This is a genomic window from Paraburkholderia tuberum STM678, from assembly GCF_902833905.1.
In the GTDB taxonomy this organism is placed as follows: domain Bacteria; phylum Pseudomonadota; class Gammaproteobacteria; order Burkholderiales; family Burkholderiaceae; genus Paraburkholderia; species Paraburkholderia tuberum.
Window position 1 is genome coordinate 118,966 of sequence record NZ_CADFGP010000022.1, and the last position, 18,536, is coordinate 137,501.

The 18,536-nt window shown below is 64.2% G+C and carries 15 protein-coding genes; all 15 read right to left on the bottom strand.

What is annotated here, in order from left to right; all coding sequences use genetic code 11:
- Positions 1 to 68: 68 nt before the first annotated feature.
- A complete protein-coding gene (locus tag HWY30_RS20535) occupies positions 69 to 1,856 on the bottom strand; it encodes an acyl-CoA dehydrogenase C-terminal domain-containing protein (RefSeq protein WP_090803012.1) in 1,788 nt (595 codons plus the stop codon).
- Positions 1,857 to 1,954: 98 nt separating this feature from the next.
- Positions 1,955 to 2,554 carry a TetR/AcrR family transcriptional regulator gene (locus tag HWY30_RS20540; RefSeq protein ID WP_090803011.1) on the bottom strand — a complete coding sequence of 200 codons (600 nt, stop codon included), beginning with the start codon at positions 2,552 to 2,554 and terminating at the stop codon, positions 1,955 to 1,957.
- Between the two features lie 294 nt (positions 2,555 to 2,848).
- Complete coding sequence (gene clsB, locus HWY30_RS20545) at positions 2,849 to 4,108, bottom strand: cardiolipin synthase ClsB (RefSeq protein WP_090803009.1); 1,260 nt, start codon at positions 4,106 to 4,108, stop codon at positions 2,849 to 2,851.
- Positions 4,105 to 4,620 (bottom strand): dihydroneopterin triphosphate diphosphatase, encoded by a 516-nt coding sequence (nudB, locus tag HWY30_RS20550; protein WP_090803007.1) that lies wholly within the window; start codon positions 4,618 to 4,620, stop codon positions 4,105 to 4,107. Before nudB ends, clsB begins: the two co-directional genes overlap by 4 nt.
- Before the next feature lie 220 nt (positions 4,621 to 4,840).
- Positions 4,841 to 6,640, bottom strand: a complete 1,800-nt coding sequence (gene aspS / locus HWY30_RS20555; RefSeq protein WP_090803006.1) for an aspartate--tRNA ligase — start codon at positions 6,638 to 6,640, stop codon at positions 4,841 to 4,843.
- A 75-nt stretch (positions 6,641 to 6,715) separates the two neighbouring features.
- Entirely contained in the window at positions 6,716 to 7,372 is a 657-nt protein-coding gene (locus HWY30_RS20560) for a DUF502 domain-containing protein (protein WP_090805585.1), read from the bottom strand.
- Positions 7,373 to 7,447: 75 nt separating this feature from the next.
- Positions 7,448 to 7,765 (bottom strand): FmdB family zinc ribbon protein, encoded by a 318-nt coding sequence (locus HWY30_RS20565; RefSeq protein ID WP_090803004.1) that lies wholly within the window; start codon positions 7,763 to 7,765, stop codon positions 7,448 to 7,450.
- Positions 7,766 to 7,938: 173 nt separating this feature from the next.
- Entirely contained in the window at positions 7,939 to 8,559 is a 621-nt protein-coding gene (locus tag HWY30_RS20570; RefSeq protein ID WP_090803002.1) for a methyltransferase domain-containing protein, read from the bottom strand.
- A 6-nt stretch (positions 8,560 to 8,565) separates the two neighbouring features.
- Positions 8,566 to 10,143: a ubiquinone biosynthesis regulatory protein kinase UbiB gene (gene ubiB / locus HWY30_RS20575; RefSeq protein ID WP_090803000.1), complete on the bottom strand. Its 1,578-nt coding sequence runs from the start codon at positions 10,141 to 10,143 to the stop codon at positions 8,566 to 8,568.
- A 15-nt stretch (positions 10,144 to 10,158) separates the two neighbouring features.
- Positions 10,159 to 10,803 (bottom strand): ubiquinone biosynthesis accessory factor UbiJ, encoded by a 645-nt coding sequence (locus tag HWY30_RS20580; protein WP_090802998.1) that lies wholly within the window; start codon positions 10,801 to 10,803, stop codon positions 10,159 to 10,161.
- Between the two features lie 174 nt (positions 10,804 to 10,977).
- Positions 10,978 to 11,976 (bottom strand): Tim44 domain-containing protein, encoded by a 999-nt coding sequence (locus HWY30_RS20585; protein ID WP_090802996.1) that lies wholly within the window; start codon positions 11,974 to 11,976, stop codon positions 10,978 to 10,980.
- 37 nt (positions 11,977 to 12,013) lie between these two features.
- Positions 12,014 to 12,745, bottom strand: a complete 732-nt coding sequence (gene ubiE / locus HWY30_RS20590) for a bifunctional demethylmenaquinone methyltransferase/2-methoxy-6-polyprenyl-1,4-benzoquinol methylase UbiE (protein ID WP_090802995.1) — start codon at positions 12,743 to 12,745, stop codon at positions 12,014 to 12,016.
- A gap of 66 nt (positions 12,746 to 12,811) precedes the next feature.
- Positions 12,812 to 13,225, bottom strand: coding sequence for a gamma-butyrobetaine hydroxylase family protein (locus HWY30_RS20595; protein ID WP_018419393.1), 414 nt, complete (start codon positions 13,223 to 13,225; stop codon positions 12,812 to 12,814).
- Between the two features lie 97 nt (positions 13,226 to 13,322).
- Complete coding sequence (locus tag HWY30_RS20600; protein WP_090802993.1) at positions 13,323 to 13,751, bottom strand: HIT family protein; 429 nt, start codon at positions 13,749 to 13,751, stop codon at positions 13,323 to 13,325.
- A 33-nt stretch (positions 13,752 to 13,784) separates the two neighbouring features.
- The gene (locus HWY30_RS20605; protein WP_090802992.1) at positions 13,785 to 17,891 is read right to left on the bottom strand and encodes a DUF3683 domain-containing protein; all 4,107 of its coding nucleotides are present in this window, start codon (positions 17,889 to 17,891) and stop codon (positions 13,785 to 13,787) included.
- Positions 17,892 to 18,536 lie beyond the last annotated feature (645 nt).

Consider the following 18,536-nt stretch of genomic DNA (forward strand, 5'->3'; position numbering starts at 1 on the left):
TTGTGCGATGGCGCGAAGCGTCAGCCATGCTTCGCGCGATGTGTGTGGCCTCGCTCGATGTGCGAGCGTCAGAACAACGCTTCTTCGACGTCCATCATCGGCTTCGAACCGGCGCGCGCCTGCCGGATCGTCATCGCCGTTTCGGGCAGCAGCTTCGCGAAGTAGAAGCGCGCGGTCGCGAGCTTCGCCTTGTAGAACGGATCGCCCGATACCTCCTTGTCCAGCGCGATACGAGCCATGCGCGCCCAGAAGTACGAGAACACCAGATGGCCGACCGTGCGCAGATACGGCACGGCCGCGGCGCCGACTTCGTCCGGGTTCTGCATCGCCTTCATGCCGATTTCCATCGTCAGTTTCTGCACCTTTTCGCCGATCTCGGCGAGCGGGTTCACGAACTCCTGCATCTCCGGCTTGATGCCTTCGGCTTCGACGAATTCGGCGACGAGCTTGCCGAACTTCTTCATCTTCGCGCCCATGTCGCCGAGCACCTTGCGGCCGAGCAGGTCGAGCGACTGGATGCCGTTGGTGCCTTCATAGATCATGTTGATGCGCGCGTCGCGCACGTACTGCTCCATGCCCCATTCGGCGATGAAGCCGTGGCCGCCGTAGATCTGCATCGCGTGATTGGTGCCTTCGAACGCGTTGTCCGACAGGAACGCCTTCAGGATCGGCGTGAGCAGCGCGACGAGGTCGGCGGCTTCCTTGCGCTGGGCTTCGTCGGCGTGCGACAGCTCCTTGTCGATCTGCAGCGCCGACCAGTACGAGAACGCGCGGCCGGCTTCGGCGTAGGCCTTCTGCGTGAGCAGCATGCGGCGCACGTCCGGATGCACGATGATCGGATCGGCGGCCTTTTCCGGCGCCTTCGGGCCGGTCAGCGAACGCATCTGCAGCCGCTCTTTCGCGTACGTGAGCGAGTTCTGATATGCGACTTCGGTGAGACCGAGGCTCTGCATGCCGACGCCGAGACGCGCTGCGTTCATCATGACGAACATCGCGTTCAGGCCTTTGTTCGGCTCGCCGACCATCCAGCCCTTCGCGTTGTCGAGATTGATCACACAGGTCGCGTTGCCGTGAATGCCCATCTTGTGCTCGATCGCGCCGCACTTCACGCCGTTGCGCTCACCGGGCTCACCCGCTTCGTTCGGCACGAACTTCGGCACGATGAACAGCGAAATCCCCTTGGTGCCCTTCGGCGCATCCGGCAGACGCGCGAGCACGAGGTGAACGATGTTCTCCGCCATGTCATGCTCGCCGCTCGAAATGAAAATCTTCGTGCCGCTGATCGAGTACGAGCCGTCGCCGTTCGGCTCGGCCTTCGTGCGCAGAATGCCGAGGTCGGTGCCGCAATGCGGCTCGGTCAGACACATCGTGCCGGTCCAGACGCCTGCGACGAGCTTCGGCAGATAGCGTTGCTGCAGTTCCGGCGTGCCGTGCGCGTGCAGGCATTCGTACGCGCCGTGCGACAGGCCCGGATACATCGTCCACGCCTGATTCGCCGAGTTCAGCATTTCATAGAGCGCGTTGTTGACGAACGCGGGCAGTCCCTGGCCGCCGAATTCCGGGTCGCAACCGAGCGCCGGCCAGCCGGCTTCGACGTATTGCCGATAGGCCTCCTTGAAGCCCTTCGGCGTGGTCACGACGCCGTCGCCGGCATACGTGCAGCCTTCCTGGTCGCCGCTGTGGTTGAGCGGGAACAGCACTTCGGAGCAGAACTTGCCGGCTTCCTCGAGCACCGCGTTGATCGTGTCGGCGTCGAGTTCGGCGTGCTTCGGCATTTGCCGAAGTTCGGCCTCGACGTTGAGCAGTTCGTGCAACACGAATTGCATGTCGCGCAGCGGCGCGGCGTACTGTCCCATGACTCTCTCTCCCTGGTTTGACAAAAAGCCAGGCCGTTGGCCGGGTCCGTGGTCGGACCTTCTGCGCCGCGCGTTTCCGGTAGATTCCGGCGACGCCGCTAACGGCTTTCGCTTTGATACGAATTAATCAGTTTTTCCAGCGCGGCCCACGTGAGACGCACCGCATCCGGCAGATGCAGAAAGCGCGCGTCGTGATGCAGGCCGAGCGTGACGCTATACAGTTCGAACAGCATCAGCTGCGGGTCGGTATCGGCGCGCAGATGCCCTTCTTCCATCGCTTGCGAGATCGCGCGCGTGAGCGCCGCACGCCACGTCGTCACGCTCGACACCAACTGCTCGCGCACCTGGCTATCCGCGCGGTCGTCGTATTCGACGGCGCCGCTGATGTAGATGCAGCCGGTCGTGACTTCCTGAATGCGTTTCTCGATCCAGCGGGAAATCATCGCGCGCAAGCGCGGCAGACCACGCGGCTCGCGCAGGCTCGGGAAAAACACCTCTTCTTCGAAACGGCGGTGGTATTCGCGCACGACCTCGATCTGCAGATCCTCGCGCGACCCGAAATGCGCGAACACACCGCTCTTGCTCATCTGCATGCGCTCGGCCAGCAGACCAATCGTCAGACCTTCCAGTCCGTCTCGGCCTGCCAGATCGAGTGCTGCGTCGAGAATCGCGGCTCGGGTTTGTTCGCCTTTTCGCATAGCTGTCTTACCGTTCTAACGTGACCGAATTGAAAATCGAACGGCCGTACTATTATTGAGTGCTTGCCGTCCGCGAAACAAGGACTTTATTAGAAACCGGTTTCTAACCGGCTTCTAATTTTGCGGCTTTCGACCATCAGATCAATCAGATTTTTAGAGGCGTTTGCCTTGACTCGATGGTTGCCGATCGGCGCGCGCGTGTTCTCGCGCGTGTTCTATTTCTTTGCCCCGGCTCGCTGGCGCCGATTGATGGCCGACATGATGCAGCAAGCGCGGGCTCTCGTGCGAGCGGTATTAGTCGTAGCCGCCCACCGTCAGCAGCTTCATCGCGACGCGGTAGCTCGTGTACGCGATCCAGCTCAGCGCGCGCACGCGCGCCGGTCGCGATTCGTAGTGCGCTTCATCGATTGGGCGCGCGTCCGTGAACGCGTCGAGAATCGCGTCGCGCAGTTTGGGGATCGACGGATCGTTCACGAGCACGACGTTCGCTTCGTTGTTGAGCATCAGGCTGAGCGCATCGAGATTCGACGAACCGACCGTGCCCCAGTTCGAATCGACCACCGCGACCTTGCCGTGCAGCAGCGTCTTCTCGTATTCGGCGATTTGCACGCCTGCGCGCAACAGCGCGTGGTACAGGAACGGCACGGCGTAATCGAGCGCCTTGAACTCCTTGCGCCCGATGATCAGCTTCACGACCACGCCGCGCCGCGCCGCGAACACCAGCGCGCGACGCAGCTTGCGTCCCGGCATGAAGTACGGATTCGCGAGCAGGATTTCATGGCGCGCCTGGCCGATCGCGGCCAGATAAGCTTTTTCGATCGCGCGGCGGTTGATCAGGTTATCGCGCGCGACGAATGCGACGCACGGCTCGCCGCCGGCCCACAGTTCCTCGTTGCGGCGTCGCCGGCGTCTGCGCAGACTGCCAAGCGAGTTGGCGTCCTGCGACGACAGGTCGGGCTTCATCGAATCGAGCGGCCGATGGCCGACGCGAATCCGCCGCCACTGCACGTCGAACGCATCGCGCACGTCGGCGACCACCGGCCCGCGCAGCTCGACCGCGAAGTCCCAGCGCCGGTATGGCAGCTTCTCGCCGTTGTTCTCGTAATCGTCGACGATATTGATGCCGCCGCAATACGCGATCTGATCGTCGATCACCGCGAGCTTGCGGTGCGTGCGCGAAAAGCCGAAGCGGCCGAACAGATGCGGGTTGTAGATGCGATGCTCGATGCCGCCGGCCGGCCATTGCTCGAACATCTTCAGGCGCGCGGTGCCGACGCCATCGGTGATCACGCGCACTCCGACGCCGCGCGCGGCAGCGCGAATCAGCGCCTCGCTGACCGCGTGGCCGGCTTCGTCGTCGCAGAAGATATAGGTTTCGAGCGCGACGTTGTGCTCGGCCGCGTCGATGCGCTCGATCAGCGCGTCGAAGAAATCGTCGCCGGAGCGCAGCAGCTCGACCTCGTTGTTACTGGTGAAGCGGTAGCGCTGCCAGTAACGACGGCCGAGCAACGTGTGGCGCAGACGCGCCAAACGGCCCGAGCCGCCTGCGCTCACTGGCCACGCTCCCCGGCCAGCGGGCCGGATTGCGGATCGACCGGGCGTGCGGCGAGCCGCCGCGGCAACTGCAGGATCGCATCGGCATTCGACGACGAAAAGCAGCGCGATGCGGCCTCTTCATATGGCAGCCACATATACGCGGTGTGTTCGCGCGGCGCGAGCGTCACGTCGATGCACTCGGGGACCTGCAGGCTGAACCAGTGCTCGGTGTTGTAGAGCACGCCCGCTTCGTAGCGGTAACGAAATTCCGGGTAGATCTCGTAGTCGATCGAGTAGTGCCAGTCGAACAACCCGCTGCGCGGCACCAGTGCGCCGCCGATCATGATGCCGGTTTCCTCGCCGACTTCGCGCACCGCCGTGTCGGCGAGCGGTTCGTCGAGCCGGTCTTTCGAACCCGTCACCGACTGCCAGAATGCCGCATGATCGGCGCGCTCGAGCAGCAGCACGTCGAGCGCAGGCGTATGAATGATGACGAGGACGGACTGCGGAATTTTCGGCGGTTTCGGCATGGCTCAAACTGGGCGCGACGATACGCGCGGTACATGTCGGATGACGGTCGAAAGGGTCTGGAAAGCAGTGGCTTCACTGTAACGCAAAAAATGAAAAAGGCGCTGAGGTGGAGATCACCTCAGCGCCTTTTCGTTTCGCTCGTGTGGTTTTTTTGCGGCCGCCGGCCCGCTGGCCGGCACACGCAAGACCGCTTGCCGGCCGCGCGCAGCGGCCGCGGTTTTATGCCTTCGGTTCCGGCGTACGCAGACGGATGTGCAGTTCGCGCAGCTGACGCTCGTCGACTTCGCTCGGCGCCTGCGTGAGCAGATCCTGCGCGCGTTGCGTCTTCGGGAACGCGATCACGTCGCGGATCGAGTCGGCGCCGGCCATCATCGTGACGATGCGGTCCAGACCGAACGCGATACCGCCGTGCGGGGGCGCGCCGTATTGCAGCGCGTCGAGCAGGAAGCCGAACTTCGCCTGCGCTTCTTCCGCGTTGATCTTCAGCGCGCGGAACACCTTGCTCTGCACTTCCTCACGGTAGATACGCACCGAGCCGCCGCCGATTTCCCAGCCGTTCAGCACCATGTCGTAGGCCTTCGCGAGGCAGCGCGCGGGGTCCGTTTCGAGGTACTCGAGGTGCTCGTCCTTCGGGCTCGTGAACGGGTGATGCGCGGCGACGTAGCGGTTGTCTTCCTCGTCGTATTCGAACATCGGAAAGTCGACGACCCACAGCGGCTTCCAGCCGGACTCGACGAGGCCGTTGGCCTTGCCGAATTCCGAATGACCGATCTTCAGACGCAGCGCGCCAAGGCTGTCGTTGACGACCTTCGCGCGATCCGCCGCGAAGAAGATGATGTCGCCGTCTTGTGCGCCGGTGCGCTCGATGATCGCCTTCAGCGCTTCGTCGTGCAGGTTCTTCACGATCGGGCTTTGCAGACCGTCACGGCCCTTCGCCGCTTCATTGACCTTGATCCACGCGAGACCCTTCGCCCCGTAGATGCGCACGAATTCCGTGTAGCTGTCGATGTCGCCGCGCGACAGCTCGCCGCCCTTCGGCACGCGCAGCGCCGCGACACGGCCGTCCTTCGTGTTGGCCGGGGTGCTGAACACCTTGAAGTCGACGTCGCGCATCGCATCGGTCAACTCGGTGAACTCGAGCTTCACGCGCAGGTCCGGCTTGTCCGAACCGAAGCGGCGCATCGCTTCCGCGTATTCCATGACCGGGAATTTCTGGTCGAGCTCGACGCCGATCGTCGTCCTGAACACGTGACGGATCATCGCCTCGAACAGATCGCGGATTTCCTGTTCCGACAGGAACGAGGTCTCGCAGTCGATCTGCGTGAATTCCGGCTGACGGTCGGCGCGCAGGTCTTCGTCGCGGAAGCACTTGGTGATCTGGTAGTAACGGTCGAAGTTCGCGACCATCAGCAGCTGCTTGAATAGCTGCGGCGACTGCGGCAGCGCGAAGAACTGGCCCGGGTTCGTACGCGACGGCACGAGGTAGTCGCGCGCGCCTTCCGGCGTGCTCTTCGTGAGCATCGGCGTTTCGATGTCGATGAAGCCCTGCTCGTCGAGGTACTTGCGCACTTCGATCGCGACACGATAGCGCAGACGCAGGTTGTGCTGCATCTGCGGACGGCGCAGGTCGAGCACGCGATGCGTGAGGCGCGTGGTTTCCGACAGGTTGTCATCGTCGAGCTGGAACGGCGGCGTGACCGACGCGTTCAGCACGATCAGCTCGTGGCACAGCACTTCGATCTTGCCGCTCTTCAGCGAGGCATTGGTCGTGCCTTCCGGACGGCCGCGCACGACACCCTTGACCTGCACGCAGAACTCGTTGCGCACGCCTTCGGCGACCTTGAACATGTCAGCGCGATCCGGATCGCAGACGACCTGAACGAGCCCTTCGCGATCGCGCAAGTCGATGAAGATGACGCCGCCATGGTCGCGGCGGCGGCTTACCCAGCCGCACAGCGAGACGGATTGGCCCAGCAGTTCTTCGGTCACCAGACCGCAGTATTCAGATCTCATCGACATGATGTTTGTCTTTCGTTTTGCATTGGTTGAACGGCGCGCCGCAGACGATCCTGCATGAAGCGTTGCGCGCCGGCATTAGAGCGGGGGCTCGACGGTGGCGCGGCGCACCGGCGCCGGCGGTGGCGCGGACGGCGCCACGACGCCCATCGAGACAATGTACTTGAGCGCAGCATCGACCGTCATGTCGAGCTCGATCACTTCGCTTTTCGGCACCATCAGGAAGAAGCCGGACGTCGGGTTCGGTGTGGTCGGCACGTATACGCTGACGTACTCTTCTTTCAGATGGTTGGCCACGTCGCCGCCCGGGATGCCGGTCAGAAACGCGATCGTATAGGACCCGCGGCGCGGGTACTCGATCAGCAGCGCCTTGCGGAATGCATTGCCGCTGCTCGAGAGCAGCGTGTCGGACACCTGCTTCACGCTGGTGTAGAGCGGGCCGACCACCGGAATGTGCGCGACCAGCAGTTCCCACCACTTCACGAGCTTCTGCCCAATGAAGTTCTGCGTCAACAGCCCGACGACGAAGATGAACGCGAGCGTGAGCACCGCGCCGAGGCCCGGCAAGCGATAGCCGATCGTGCGTTCCGGCTGCCACGAGGTAGGCAGCAGCAACAGCGTCTGGTCCATCGTGCCGATGACCAGACCGAGCACCCACAGTGTGATGGCCAGAGGCACCAGCACCAGCAGGCCGGTCAGAAACACCGATTTGAGCGTGAATTTCTTCGTCGTCATGTGTACCGCCAGAAAGCTGCGCGGGCCGAAGCCCATGCGCGGTAGATACGCCGCCCGCGCGGGGCGGCAGTCCCACTAGGCGCTGCCGGAACCGCTCGGGCTCGCGGCGGCGGGCGCTGCGGCGGGGGCCGCGGGCGCGGCAGCCGATGCAGCCGGGGCAGCGACTGCGGCCGGCTCGGACTTCGCTTCCGACGCGGCCGGCGCGCTCGTGCTGCCGCGGAAATCGGTCACGTACCAGCCGGAGCCTTTCAACTGGAAGCCGGCGGCCGTGAGTTGTTTGCTAAAGGTGTCTTTTCCGCACTCGGGACACTGCGTCAACTGGGGGTCGCTCATTTTCTGGAGCACGTCCTTCCCGAAACCGCATGACCCGCAACGATAAGCGTAGATCGGCATGATCCTCTCTTACTCCAAATCCCTACTGAAATCTTGTAAACGCTTGCAAAGCCTTGAATTATAGCCGCAAACGATGTCCGTTCCCCGGATTTCGGGAAGCGGACGCACGACGCGCCCGCCACCGCGCCAGATGGGGACGAGCCCCGGACCTCTCAAGAGCGGCGCGCGTGGCGTTAGCCGCGACGCCGCCAGGCGAGCCAGCGCTCGCGTCCGGCGAATACGGCGATCGAGTCGTCGACCGCTTCGTCTTCGACCAGCTCGAAGTATGGCGTGAGCAGCGCATCGAGCTCGCCGCGTTCGACGCCGAACGGCGGCCCTTTCGGCGTCGCGCCGATGAAAAAGATGCCCGCCAGCAACCCGCCGGCCGGCAGCAGTTCGCCCATGCGCTGCGCGTAGTCGGCGCGGCGCGCCGGCGGCAGCGCGCAGAAGAATGCGCGCTCATAGATCCATGCCGGTGCGAACGGTGGCGCATAGGTGAAGAAATCCGCCTGTTCGACCAGCGATGCATGCGCGCCGAGCTGCTCGCGTGCCGCCGCCACGGCAGCCGGCGAGAAGTCGATCGCGCGTACCGGGTTGCCCTGGCGCGCGAGCCATACCGCTTCGTGCGCGCTGCCGCAGCCTGGAATCAGCACGGCCACGTCGCGGTGCCGTTCGGCGAACGCGCGAAACGCGGACGGCACGCCCGCCTGATCCCACGGCGTGAAATGGCGCTCGAAGCGTTCGTCCCAGAACTCGGGCGAGTCGGGATCGCGGGTTGCGAAATCGGGCGCGGCGGGTTGGGTCGGATCGCTCATCGGAATCTAACCTCCATAAGCCAGTACCAGGAACGCACGCGCCAGCATCGCGCCGACGCCGACCGCCACGCCGAACAGCAGCAGGCCTTGCAGCAGACGGTTGGTGCGCTTTTGCTCGAGCAGGATCTGACGGATCACGTCGTCGTTCGCGCCGCCCACCGGATGATGGCGCTCGGCCAGCATGTTATGGACGAGGCGCGGCAACTGCGGCAGCGTCTTGCTCCACTGCGGCGCCTCGATCTTCAGACGCTCGTACCAGCCGCGCAAGCCGATCTGCTCGTTCATCCAGCGCTCGAGATAGGGCTTCGCGGTCTTCCACAGATCCAGTTCGGGATCGAGCGAACGGCCTAGGCCTTCCACGTTCAGCATCGTCTTTTGCAGCAACACGAGCTGCGGCTGGATCTCGACGTTGAAGCGCCGCGACGTCGAGAACAGACGCATCAGCACCTGGCCGAGAGAAATGTCCTTCAGCGCGCGATCGAAATACGGTTCGCAGACCGCGCGGATCGCGCTTTCGAGCTCCTCGACGCGCGTGCTCGGCGGCACCCAGCCCGACTCCAGATGCAGCGTCGCGACGCGATGGTAGTCGCGCTTGAAGAACGCGAGGAAGTTCTGCGCGAGGTAGTTTTTGTCGAAGTCCGACAGCGCGCCGATGATGCCGAAGTCGAGCGCGATATAGCGGCCGAAGTGCGCGGGATCGAGGCTCACCTGGATGTTGCCGGGGTGCATGTCGGCGTGGAAAAAGCCGTCGCGGAACACCTGCGTGAAGAAAATTTCGACGCCCTCGCGCGCGAGCTTCGGGATGTCGACACCCGCCGCGCGCAACGTATCGACCTGGCTGATCGGCACGCCGACCATGCGCTCCATCACGAGCACCGTGGGCGTGCAGAACTCCCAGTACATCTCGGGCACGAGCAGCAGGTCGAGCCCCAGGAAGTTGCGCCGCAACTGGCTGCCGTTGGCGGCCTCGCGCATCAGGTCGAGTTCGTCGTGCAGGTATTTGTCGAATTCGGCGACCACCTCGCGCGGCTTCAGGCGCTTGCCGTCGGCCCACAGACGCTCGGCCCATAGGGCGATGTCGCGCAACAGCGCGAGGTCGGAATCGATCACCGGCAGCATCTTGGGGCGCAGCACCTTCACCGCGACCGCCTTGCCCGCATGCTGGCCGGCCTTCACCTTCGCGAAGTGGACCTGTGCGATCGACGCGCTCGCGACCGGCACCCGCTCGAAATCGTCGAACAGTACGTCGACCGGCGCGCCGAGCGACTTCTCGACGAGCGCGATCGCGACCGCCGAATCGAACGGCGGCACCTGGTCCTGCAGCTTGGCAAGTTCGTTGGCGATATCGACCGGCAGCAGATCGCGACGGGTCGACAGCACCTGACCGAACTTGACGAAGATCGGCCCGAGGCTTTCGAGCGCGAGCCGCAGACGCACGCCCGGCGGCGCATCGAACTTGCGGCCGAGCGTCGTGATGCGCAGCAGCAGACGCACGCGCCGGTCGTTGATGCGGCTCAACATCATTTCGTCGAGTCCGAAGCGGATGACCGTGAAAAATATCTTGAGAAAACGCAGAAAACGCATGGCTGGGCCCGGTGACTAGCGCGTGCCGCGCGACGTGGCGGCGCCGCCCGGCGTTTGCGCGCCGCGGGCTTCGACCTTCTGTTCGATGCGCTCGATGCGCTTTTCGACGCGCGCGAGCGAATCGCGCGCGCGCGCCAGCTCGACGTTGAAGTCAGCGAGCGCGGTGCGCCGCACCAGTTGCGGATTTTCGTCGAGCAGGTACTCGGCGGCGGTGTCGAGCAGATTGCGACCGGTGCGCTGCACATGCTCGCCGACTGAGCGGACTAGCGACGTGACGCGCCACGCGGGTCCGTCACCGATCAGCTTCGCGAGATCTTCCTCCGGCTCCCAGCGCAGATGCTCGGCGAGCTTCGCGATCACGGTCGCGAACTCGGCGTCGCCCTCGATCTTCACGTGCTTCATCACCGCGGCCTGGCCACCTTGCAGGAAGGCCGGCAGTGCGTCGGACGGCACCGAGATCGTCACGTCGAACTGATGCGCATCGGCTTCGTCGAGCGTACCGAGATAGCCGTCGGGCTGCACGAGCAGCGCGAGCACAACCGGCGGACATGACAGGCGAGCGGTCTTGCCCGCGTACGGGGCGAGGCGCTCGCGGGCCCACGATTCGCGGGCGAGCAGATGATTGACAGCAGCAGCGAAGGGCTTGGCGGCGAGGGTCATCGAAGGTGGCAAGAAAAAACCCGCGCGAGCGAGGTGCTTGCGCGGGCTCCCATTGTAACGTCCGTTCGCTTCGCGGCCTGCTATGCCGAACGGCCTAAGCCATGCGCGAGGTGAGGAATCGCCATGCCGTGGCCGGCTCTTTTCGAGGCAAACGCGACTCGATGCTTCGGCATGTCAGTGTTGCTCGACCTGCTGGATGCCGGCAAGCAGCCAGCCTTCGCCAGTGCGGTTCGCCTTCGTCAGATTCCAGACTTCGACGAACGGCTCGGCCGCCGCGCCCGGCTCCTCGCGGATCAAACCGGAGAAGCGCACGCTCGCGAAGGATTCGTTCGCGCGCTCCTCGACGCCAAGCAGCTCGGCGTTCAACTGCACGACGTCGGTCTGGGTCGGCTGCGTGCCGCGCGACGCGAGATCGACGCGCACTTCGGCGAACATTTCCGGCGTCGTGAATTCGCGGATGTCCTCGACGTTGCCGACGTCCCACGCGGCCTGCAGGCGCACGAAGTACACCTTCGCGTTACGCAGAAACGCTTCCGAATCGAAGCCGGCCGGCACCGACGGCGTCGCGCCGAGCGATGGCGTGGTCAACGGGTTGCCCTGCGGTTCGAGATACGAGCCGGTGGGCGGCGCCGTGTAACGCGGCTCCTGAATATAGTCGGTGCCTTTCGTGTTCAGCGACGGCGCCGTGCCCGCGTAGGCAGGCTGCGCCGCATCGCGCTTACGGCCGGTGAAGCGGCGGATGAGCCAGATCACCACAATCGCGATCAACGCGATCACGATCACGTTCGCGAACATGCCGGCGAACGCCTCGCCGAGCCCGAAATGCGACAGCAATGCGGCGATGCCGAGACCGGCCGCGAGACCGGCTATGGGCCCGAGCCAGCGATTGCGGTTCGGCGCGGCGGGCGGCGTGGGCTTAGTCGCAGGCGCCGCCTGCGCGCTCTGCTGCGTGGCCTGATTGTTCTGCGCCGGCTGGGACGGCGGCGGCGTCTGGCGCTGCTGCAGACTATTCGATTGACGGCCGAAGCTGCGGCCTCCGCCCATGCGGCGTGCTTCGGCGTCGAGAGAGGCAAGCGTGCCGGCCATCAGCAGACCGACCATCGCGATCAGTCCGATTCTTCTCGCCAGCGCCCCCTTAACCTTACGAGTAGATAACAAATTCGAATCGGACATTTCGCACTTTCCTTTAAAAATCGACGGGTTAGGGACTCTAGTATTTGGTCCCCACATGCAAAGCTACCACGCCAGCTGACAAATTGTAATATTTGACGCCATCGAGACCAGCTTGTTCCATCATAGTTTTCAAAGTTTCCTGGTCCGGATGCATGCGGATCGATTCCGCCAGGTACTGGTAGCTTTCCGCGTCCTTGGCGAAGCGCTCGCCGAGCCACGGCAACACCTTGAACGAATACAGATCGTAGACCTTCTTCAGCGGATCCCATACCTTCGAGAACTCGAGCACGAGCAGCCGCCCGGCCGGTTTCAGCACACGACGCATCTCGGCGAGCGCGATGTCCTTATGTGTCATGTTGCGCAAGCCGAACGCGACCGTCACGACGTCGAAGTAGTTGTCCGGAAACGGGATTTTCTCGGCATCGCACAGCAGCGCCGGCGTGATGATGCCCTTGTCGAGCAGCCGGTCGCGGCCCACGCGCAGCATCGATTCATTGATGTCGGTATGCCAGACCTCGCCCGTTTCGCCCGCCTGTTTCGCGAATGCTTTCGACAGGTCGCCGGTGCCGCCCGCGATGTCGAGCACCTTGTAGCCCGGCCGCACGTTCGCCTGGGCGATCGTGAAAACCTTCCACGCCCGGTGCAATCCGCCCGACATCAGGTCGTTCATCAGGTCGTAGTTGGCGGCCACCGAGTGGAACACCCCCGCCACCTTCTGCGCCTTGTCCTGTTCGTCGACCGATTGAAAGCCGAAGTGGGTTTTGCTCATCGCGCTCGTCCTTTCGCGTGTTCTTGAATGTTGCGCCGCTCGAGCGGCGTTCGGGGGCGAATCGTATCAGTGACAGTGCCCGTGCGCAGCCGCGGCGGGCACCATCGGCGTGTCGCGGTCGATGCCGGCCGCTGCCAGTTTGGCGAGATACGCGCGCCAGAGTTCATCCTGACGCACGGCCATGTCGTACAGCAGGTCCCACGAGTAGATACCGGTGGCGTGTCCATCGGAGAAGGTCGGCTGCAGCGCGTAATTGCCGACGCCTTCGATCATCGTGATCGTCACGTCGCGCTTGCCGGTCTGCAGGGTTTCCTGGCCGGGCCCGTGGCCCATCACTTCCGCCGACGGCGAATACACGCGCAGCAGTTCGAACGGTAGCCGATACGCTTCGCCGTTCGCGTACTGCAGTTCGAGCACGCGCGACTTCGAATGCAAGATCACGCCTGTCGGCACCGGCGTCTCGGGAGTCAATCCGCTCATGTTGGCCTCATCAGATAACGGCGGGTGATAACGTCGGATCGGCCGCCTCGCACGCCGACGGCAGTCCGGCGATGCGCGGCGACGGGTTCAGCGACGCTCAGCCCAGCGCCTGTTCAATTTCCTGCCGCACGGCTTCGCGCAGCAGCGTGGCGTGCGCGCGGCGCGACGACAACATCGCTTCGGACACCGTGCGCTGGCGCGGCGCCCAGATCGGCAGGGGGAAATGCGCGTCGTTCGAGAAACGCGGAATCACGTGCCAGTGCACGTGCGGCACCTGGTTGCCGAGGCTCGCGAGATTGACCTTCGCGGGCTGCATCACGCGCCGCTGCGCACGCTCGACCGCGTACACGGCCTTCATCACGTGATCGCGCTCGTCGGCAGAAAGATCCGAAAACTCGGCGACGTGAGCGTTCCAGATGACCCGGCAAAAGCCCGGGTAGTCGTGTTCGTCGGCGAGGACGACTCGCAGCGCGTCGTCCTGCCACAGCACATGGCCGCCGTCTTCACGGCAAAAAACGCAGTCCATCGTCGTCCTCGGCAAAAATCGTTGGTCGTGCCATTAAACCAGCACGCGCTCGATTCCGCCATTGTTCGCCCGTTGAACGTAGTCCGCCATCCAGTTTTCGCCGAGCACGTGACGTGCCATCTCGACCACGATGTAGTCCGCCTCGGTACCCGCGTCTTCGTTGTAGCGCGACAGCCCTTGCAGGCACGACGGGCAACTCGTGAGGATCTTGACGTCGGTCGAACCTGCGTTTCCGTGATTGGGCTGCGGACCGTCGCCGGCCTTCAGCACCGAACCGTTCGGCGCGCCCGCGGCGCCGGCCGATGCATTGGCCGGATTGATCGCGTTCGCGCCCGCTTCGGCGACGAGAGGGATGCCGCGCAGCTTCGCCGCGCCCTTGCGGATTTCTTCTTCCTTGCGGAAGCGCACCTGGGTCGAGATGTCGGGACGCGTGACCGCGAGCGTGCCCGATTCGCCGCAGCAGCGGTCGTTCTTCTCGATCTTGTAGCCGTCCTGCTCCGAACCCATCAACTGATTGACGAGCTTGACCGGGTCCATCGTCTTGATCGGCGAATGGCACGGGTCGTGGTACATGTAGCGCACGCCGTTCACGCCATCGAGCTTGATGCCTTTTTCCAGCAGATACTCGTGGATGTCGATGATCCGGCAGCCCGGGAAGATCTTTTCGAATTCGTAACCGGCGAGCTGGTCGTAGCAGGTGCCGCACGACACCACCACCGTCTTGATGTCGAGGTAGTTCAGCGTATTGGCGACGCGGTGGAACAGCACGCGGTTGTCGGTGACGATCTGCTCGGCTTTGTCGTACTGGCCCGAGCCGCGCTGCGGATAGCCACAGCACAGGTAGCCCGGCGGCAGCACGGTCTGCACGCCCGCCTCCCACAGCATTGCCTGGGTCGCGAGACCAACCTGCGAGAACAGCCGCTCGGAGCCGCAGCCCGGGAAGTAGAACACCGCTTCGGTGTCGGCGGTGGTCGTCTTCGGATTGCGGATGATCGGGACGATCTTGTTGTCCTCGATATCGAGCAAGGCGCGCGCGGTCTTCTTCGGCAGGTTGCCCGGCATCTTCTTGTTCATGAAGTGGATCACCTGCTGCGTGATCACCGGCTTGCCAACCGTGGCGGGCGGATGCGCGGTCTGCTTCTTCGCGAACTTCTTCAGCACTTCATTGCCGAGGCGCTGCGCCTTGTAGCCGACGCCCATCATCGCGGTGCGCGCGAGGTTGATGGTCTGGGGGTTGGTCGCGTTCAGGAAAAACATGCCCGCGGCGTTGCCCGGGTTGAACTTCTTCTTGCCCATCTTGCGCAACAGGTTGCGCATGTTCATCGACACGTCGCCGAAGTCGATCTTCACCGGGCACGGCGTCACGCACTTGTGGCAGACAGTGCAGTGATCGGCGACGTCGTTGAACTCGTCCCAGTGCTTGATCGACACGCCGCGGCGCGTCTGCTCTTCGTACAGGAATGCCTCGACCAGCAAGGACGTGGCGAGAATCTTGTTGCGCGGGCTGTACAGCAGGTTCGCGCGCGGCACGTGGGTCGCGCAGACGGGCTTGCACTTGCCGCAGCGCAGGCAGTCCTTGATCGACTCGGAAATCGCGCCGATATCGGACTGCTGCATGATCAGCGATTCGTAGCCCATCAGGCCGAAGCTCGGCGTGTACGCGTTGCGCAGGTCCGCGCCTTCGAGCAGCTTGCCCGCGTTGAAGCGGCCATGCGGATCGACGCGCTGCTTGTACTTGCGGAATTCGCCGATCTCGTCGTCGGTCAGGAATTCGAGCTTCGTGATGCCGATGCCGTGCTCGCCGGAGATCACACCGTCGAGCGAACGCGCGAGCTTCATGATGCGCGCGACCGCCGTGTGCGCGTCCTGCAGCATCTCGTAGTTATCGGAGTTGACCGGCAGGTTCGTGTGGACGTTGCCGTCGCCCGCGTGCATGTGCAGCGCGACGAACACGCGCCCGCGCAGCACCTGCTTGTGGATCGCCTGGGCTTCGTCGAGGATCGGCTTGAACTCGCCGCCGTTGAAAATCTGCCGCAATTCGGCGCGGATTTCCTGCTTCCACGACACGCGAATCGTGCGGTCCTGCGCGAGGTGGAATACGGTTGCGTCGAGTTGCGCGTCGACGCGGTCGGCGAACTTTTCGGCGAGCGACTCGTAGCCGAGGCCGACCAGGTAGTGCTGCGCCTCGCGCAGCGACAGGTCGAGCTTGCCGCGCACGAATTCCCAGCGCGTGCGCACACGCGCGAGTAGATCGAGCGCCTGCTGCACGCGGTCTTCGAGCAGCTCGGCGCTCGGGATTTCGTTCGCGTCGTCGCTCTTGCCGAGCGGCAGCTTGCCGCCCTTGAAGAACGCTTCGAGCGCGTCGACCAGTTGCAGCTTGTTCTTCAGCGACAGCTCGATGTTGATGCGCTCGATGCCGTCCGTGTATTCGCCCATGCGGTCGAGCGGAATCACGACGTCTTCGTTGATCTTGAACGCGTTGGTGTGCTTTGCGATCGCGGCCGTACGGCTGCGGTCGAGCCAGAAGCGCTTGCGGGCCTCGGCGCTGACGGCGACGAAACCTTCGCCGCTCTTGCCGTTGGCCATGCGCACGACTTCCGAGGTGGCCTGCGCGACCGCGTCCGCGTCGTTACCGACGATATCGCCGATCAGCACCATCTTCGGAAACGCGTTGCGTTTGCTCTTGGTCGCATAGCCGACCGCGCGCAGATAGCGCTCGTCAAGATGCTCGAGACCCGCGAGAATCGCGCCGCCCTGGCGCGACGTCTCGAACAGGTAGTCCTTGATTTCGACGATGCTCGGAATCGCCTCGCGCGCCTGGCCGAAGAACTCGAGACAGACGGTGCGCGTATGCGCAGGCATCTTGTGCAGCACCCAGCGCGCGGACGTGATGAGGCCGTCGCAGCCTTCCTTCTGCACGCCCGGCAGACCGGCGAGGAATTTGTCGGTGACGTCCTTGCCGAGGCCTTCCTTGCGGAACACGCGGCCCTTGATGTCCAGCGCTTCGGTGCGCAGCAGCTTCTCGCCCGGCGCGTAGTTGCCGTCGAACCATTTGAGCTCGAAACGCGCGACTTCGATGTCGTGGATCTTGCCCATGTTGTGCTCGAGACGCGTGACTTCGAGCCAGTTCCCTTCCGGGTCGACCATGCGCCACCACGCGAGGTTGTCGAGCGCCGTGCCCCACAGCACCGCCTTCTTGCCACCCGCGTTCATCGCGACGTTGCCGCCGACGCAGGACGCGTCGAGCGAGGTCGGGTCGACCGCGAACACGAAGCCGGCCTGCTCGGCCGCTTCGGTCACGCGGCGCGTGACGACGCCCGCGCCCGAGAAAATCGTCGCGACCTTGCGATCGACGCCCGGCAGCTGGGTCATTTCGACCGGGCCGAGCTGTTCGAGCTTTTCGGTGTTGATGACGGCCGAGAACGGCGTGAGCGGCACCGCGCCGCCCGTGTAGCCGGTGCCGCCGCCGCGCGGAATCACGGTCAGGCCGAGTTCGAAGCAGGCCTTGATCATGCCGGCGATTTCGGCCTCGGAGTCCGGCGTCAGGACGACGAACGGGTATTCGACGCGCCAGTCGGTCGCGTCGGTCACGTGCGAGACGCGCGACAGGCCGTCGAACTTGATGTTGTCTTTCTGCGTGACCTTGCCGAGCACGCGCGTAGAACGGCGGCGCAGGTCGTAGGTCTGCTGGAATTCGCTGGCGAATTGGTCGATCGCGCGGCGCGCGGCCTGCACCAGCTTTTCGACGCGCGCGGCGCGATCGACGCCGGCTTCGTCGCCGTGTTCGCGCAGATCGGCGCGGCGGCGCTTCTCGATTTCGGCGAGACGGTGATTGAGCGCCTCGATCAGAAGCGCGCGGCGCTTCGGATTGTCGAGCAGGTCATCCTGAAGATACGGATTGCGGCGCACGACCCAGATGTCGCCGAGCACTTCGTACAGCATGCGCGCCGAGCGGCCGGTGCGGCGTTCGGCGCGCAGTTCGGCGAGCGCGTCCCAGGCGTCGTTGCCGAGCAGGCGGATGACGATTTCGCGGTCGGAGAACGACGTGTAGTTGTAGGGAATTTCGCGCAGACGCGCTTCGGGATCGGCTGCCACCGCGCCGGCGGCGCCGTGCGGATCGAAAACTTGAGGTGCGTTCATGGTTGGACGACTCGGTAGGTCAGCCTGGCGCACTCGTCACGAGGCGTCGGCGGACAATGCGCGTGGGGCGCAATGCTTGAAATCTTCTAGGGCTTCAAGGGGAGCGAGCACGACCGGCGGCCAACTCACGGCGGTCGCTTCGCGGCACTCAGAGACAGCTACACGATCGCGCGTGGCGGACATGCCGTTCCGCCGCTGGGCAGGATTCGCGCGGGACGGGCATTAAATGGGCGATCCGAGGCTGCCAGTGCATCTTCCGATCCTTATTCCAAAACGAAATTCTACCGCATCATTCCGCCACGCGTTGACGGTGGGAATCGGGCGGCGGCGGGGGTTCGGAGGTTTTGGCGATGGATCCGGCGGCGTTTTCGCATACCGTCCATTGACCGGCCGGACGGTTGGGCGAGCTTCGATCGCGCGATTCCGATACGGCCCGGTTAAGTGCACGGCACCCGTCCGCGGAGCGCGCGGAACGGCCAGAGCGGGCACCGTTGGCGCTATCATTGACGTCTTCCCGTTTTACACAGCGCACCGCGCCACCCGCATGGCTTCCCACGACTACCTGAAAAAGACCCTGACCGCGCGCGTCTACGACGTGGCGCGCGAGACCGAACTCGAACGCGCGCCGAACCTGTCGGCGCGGCT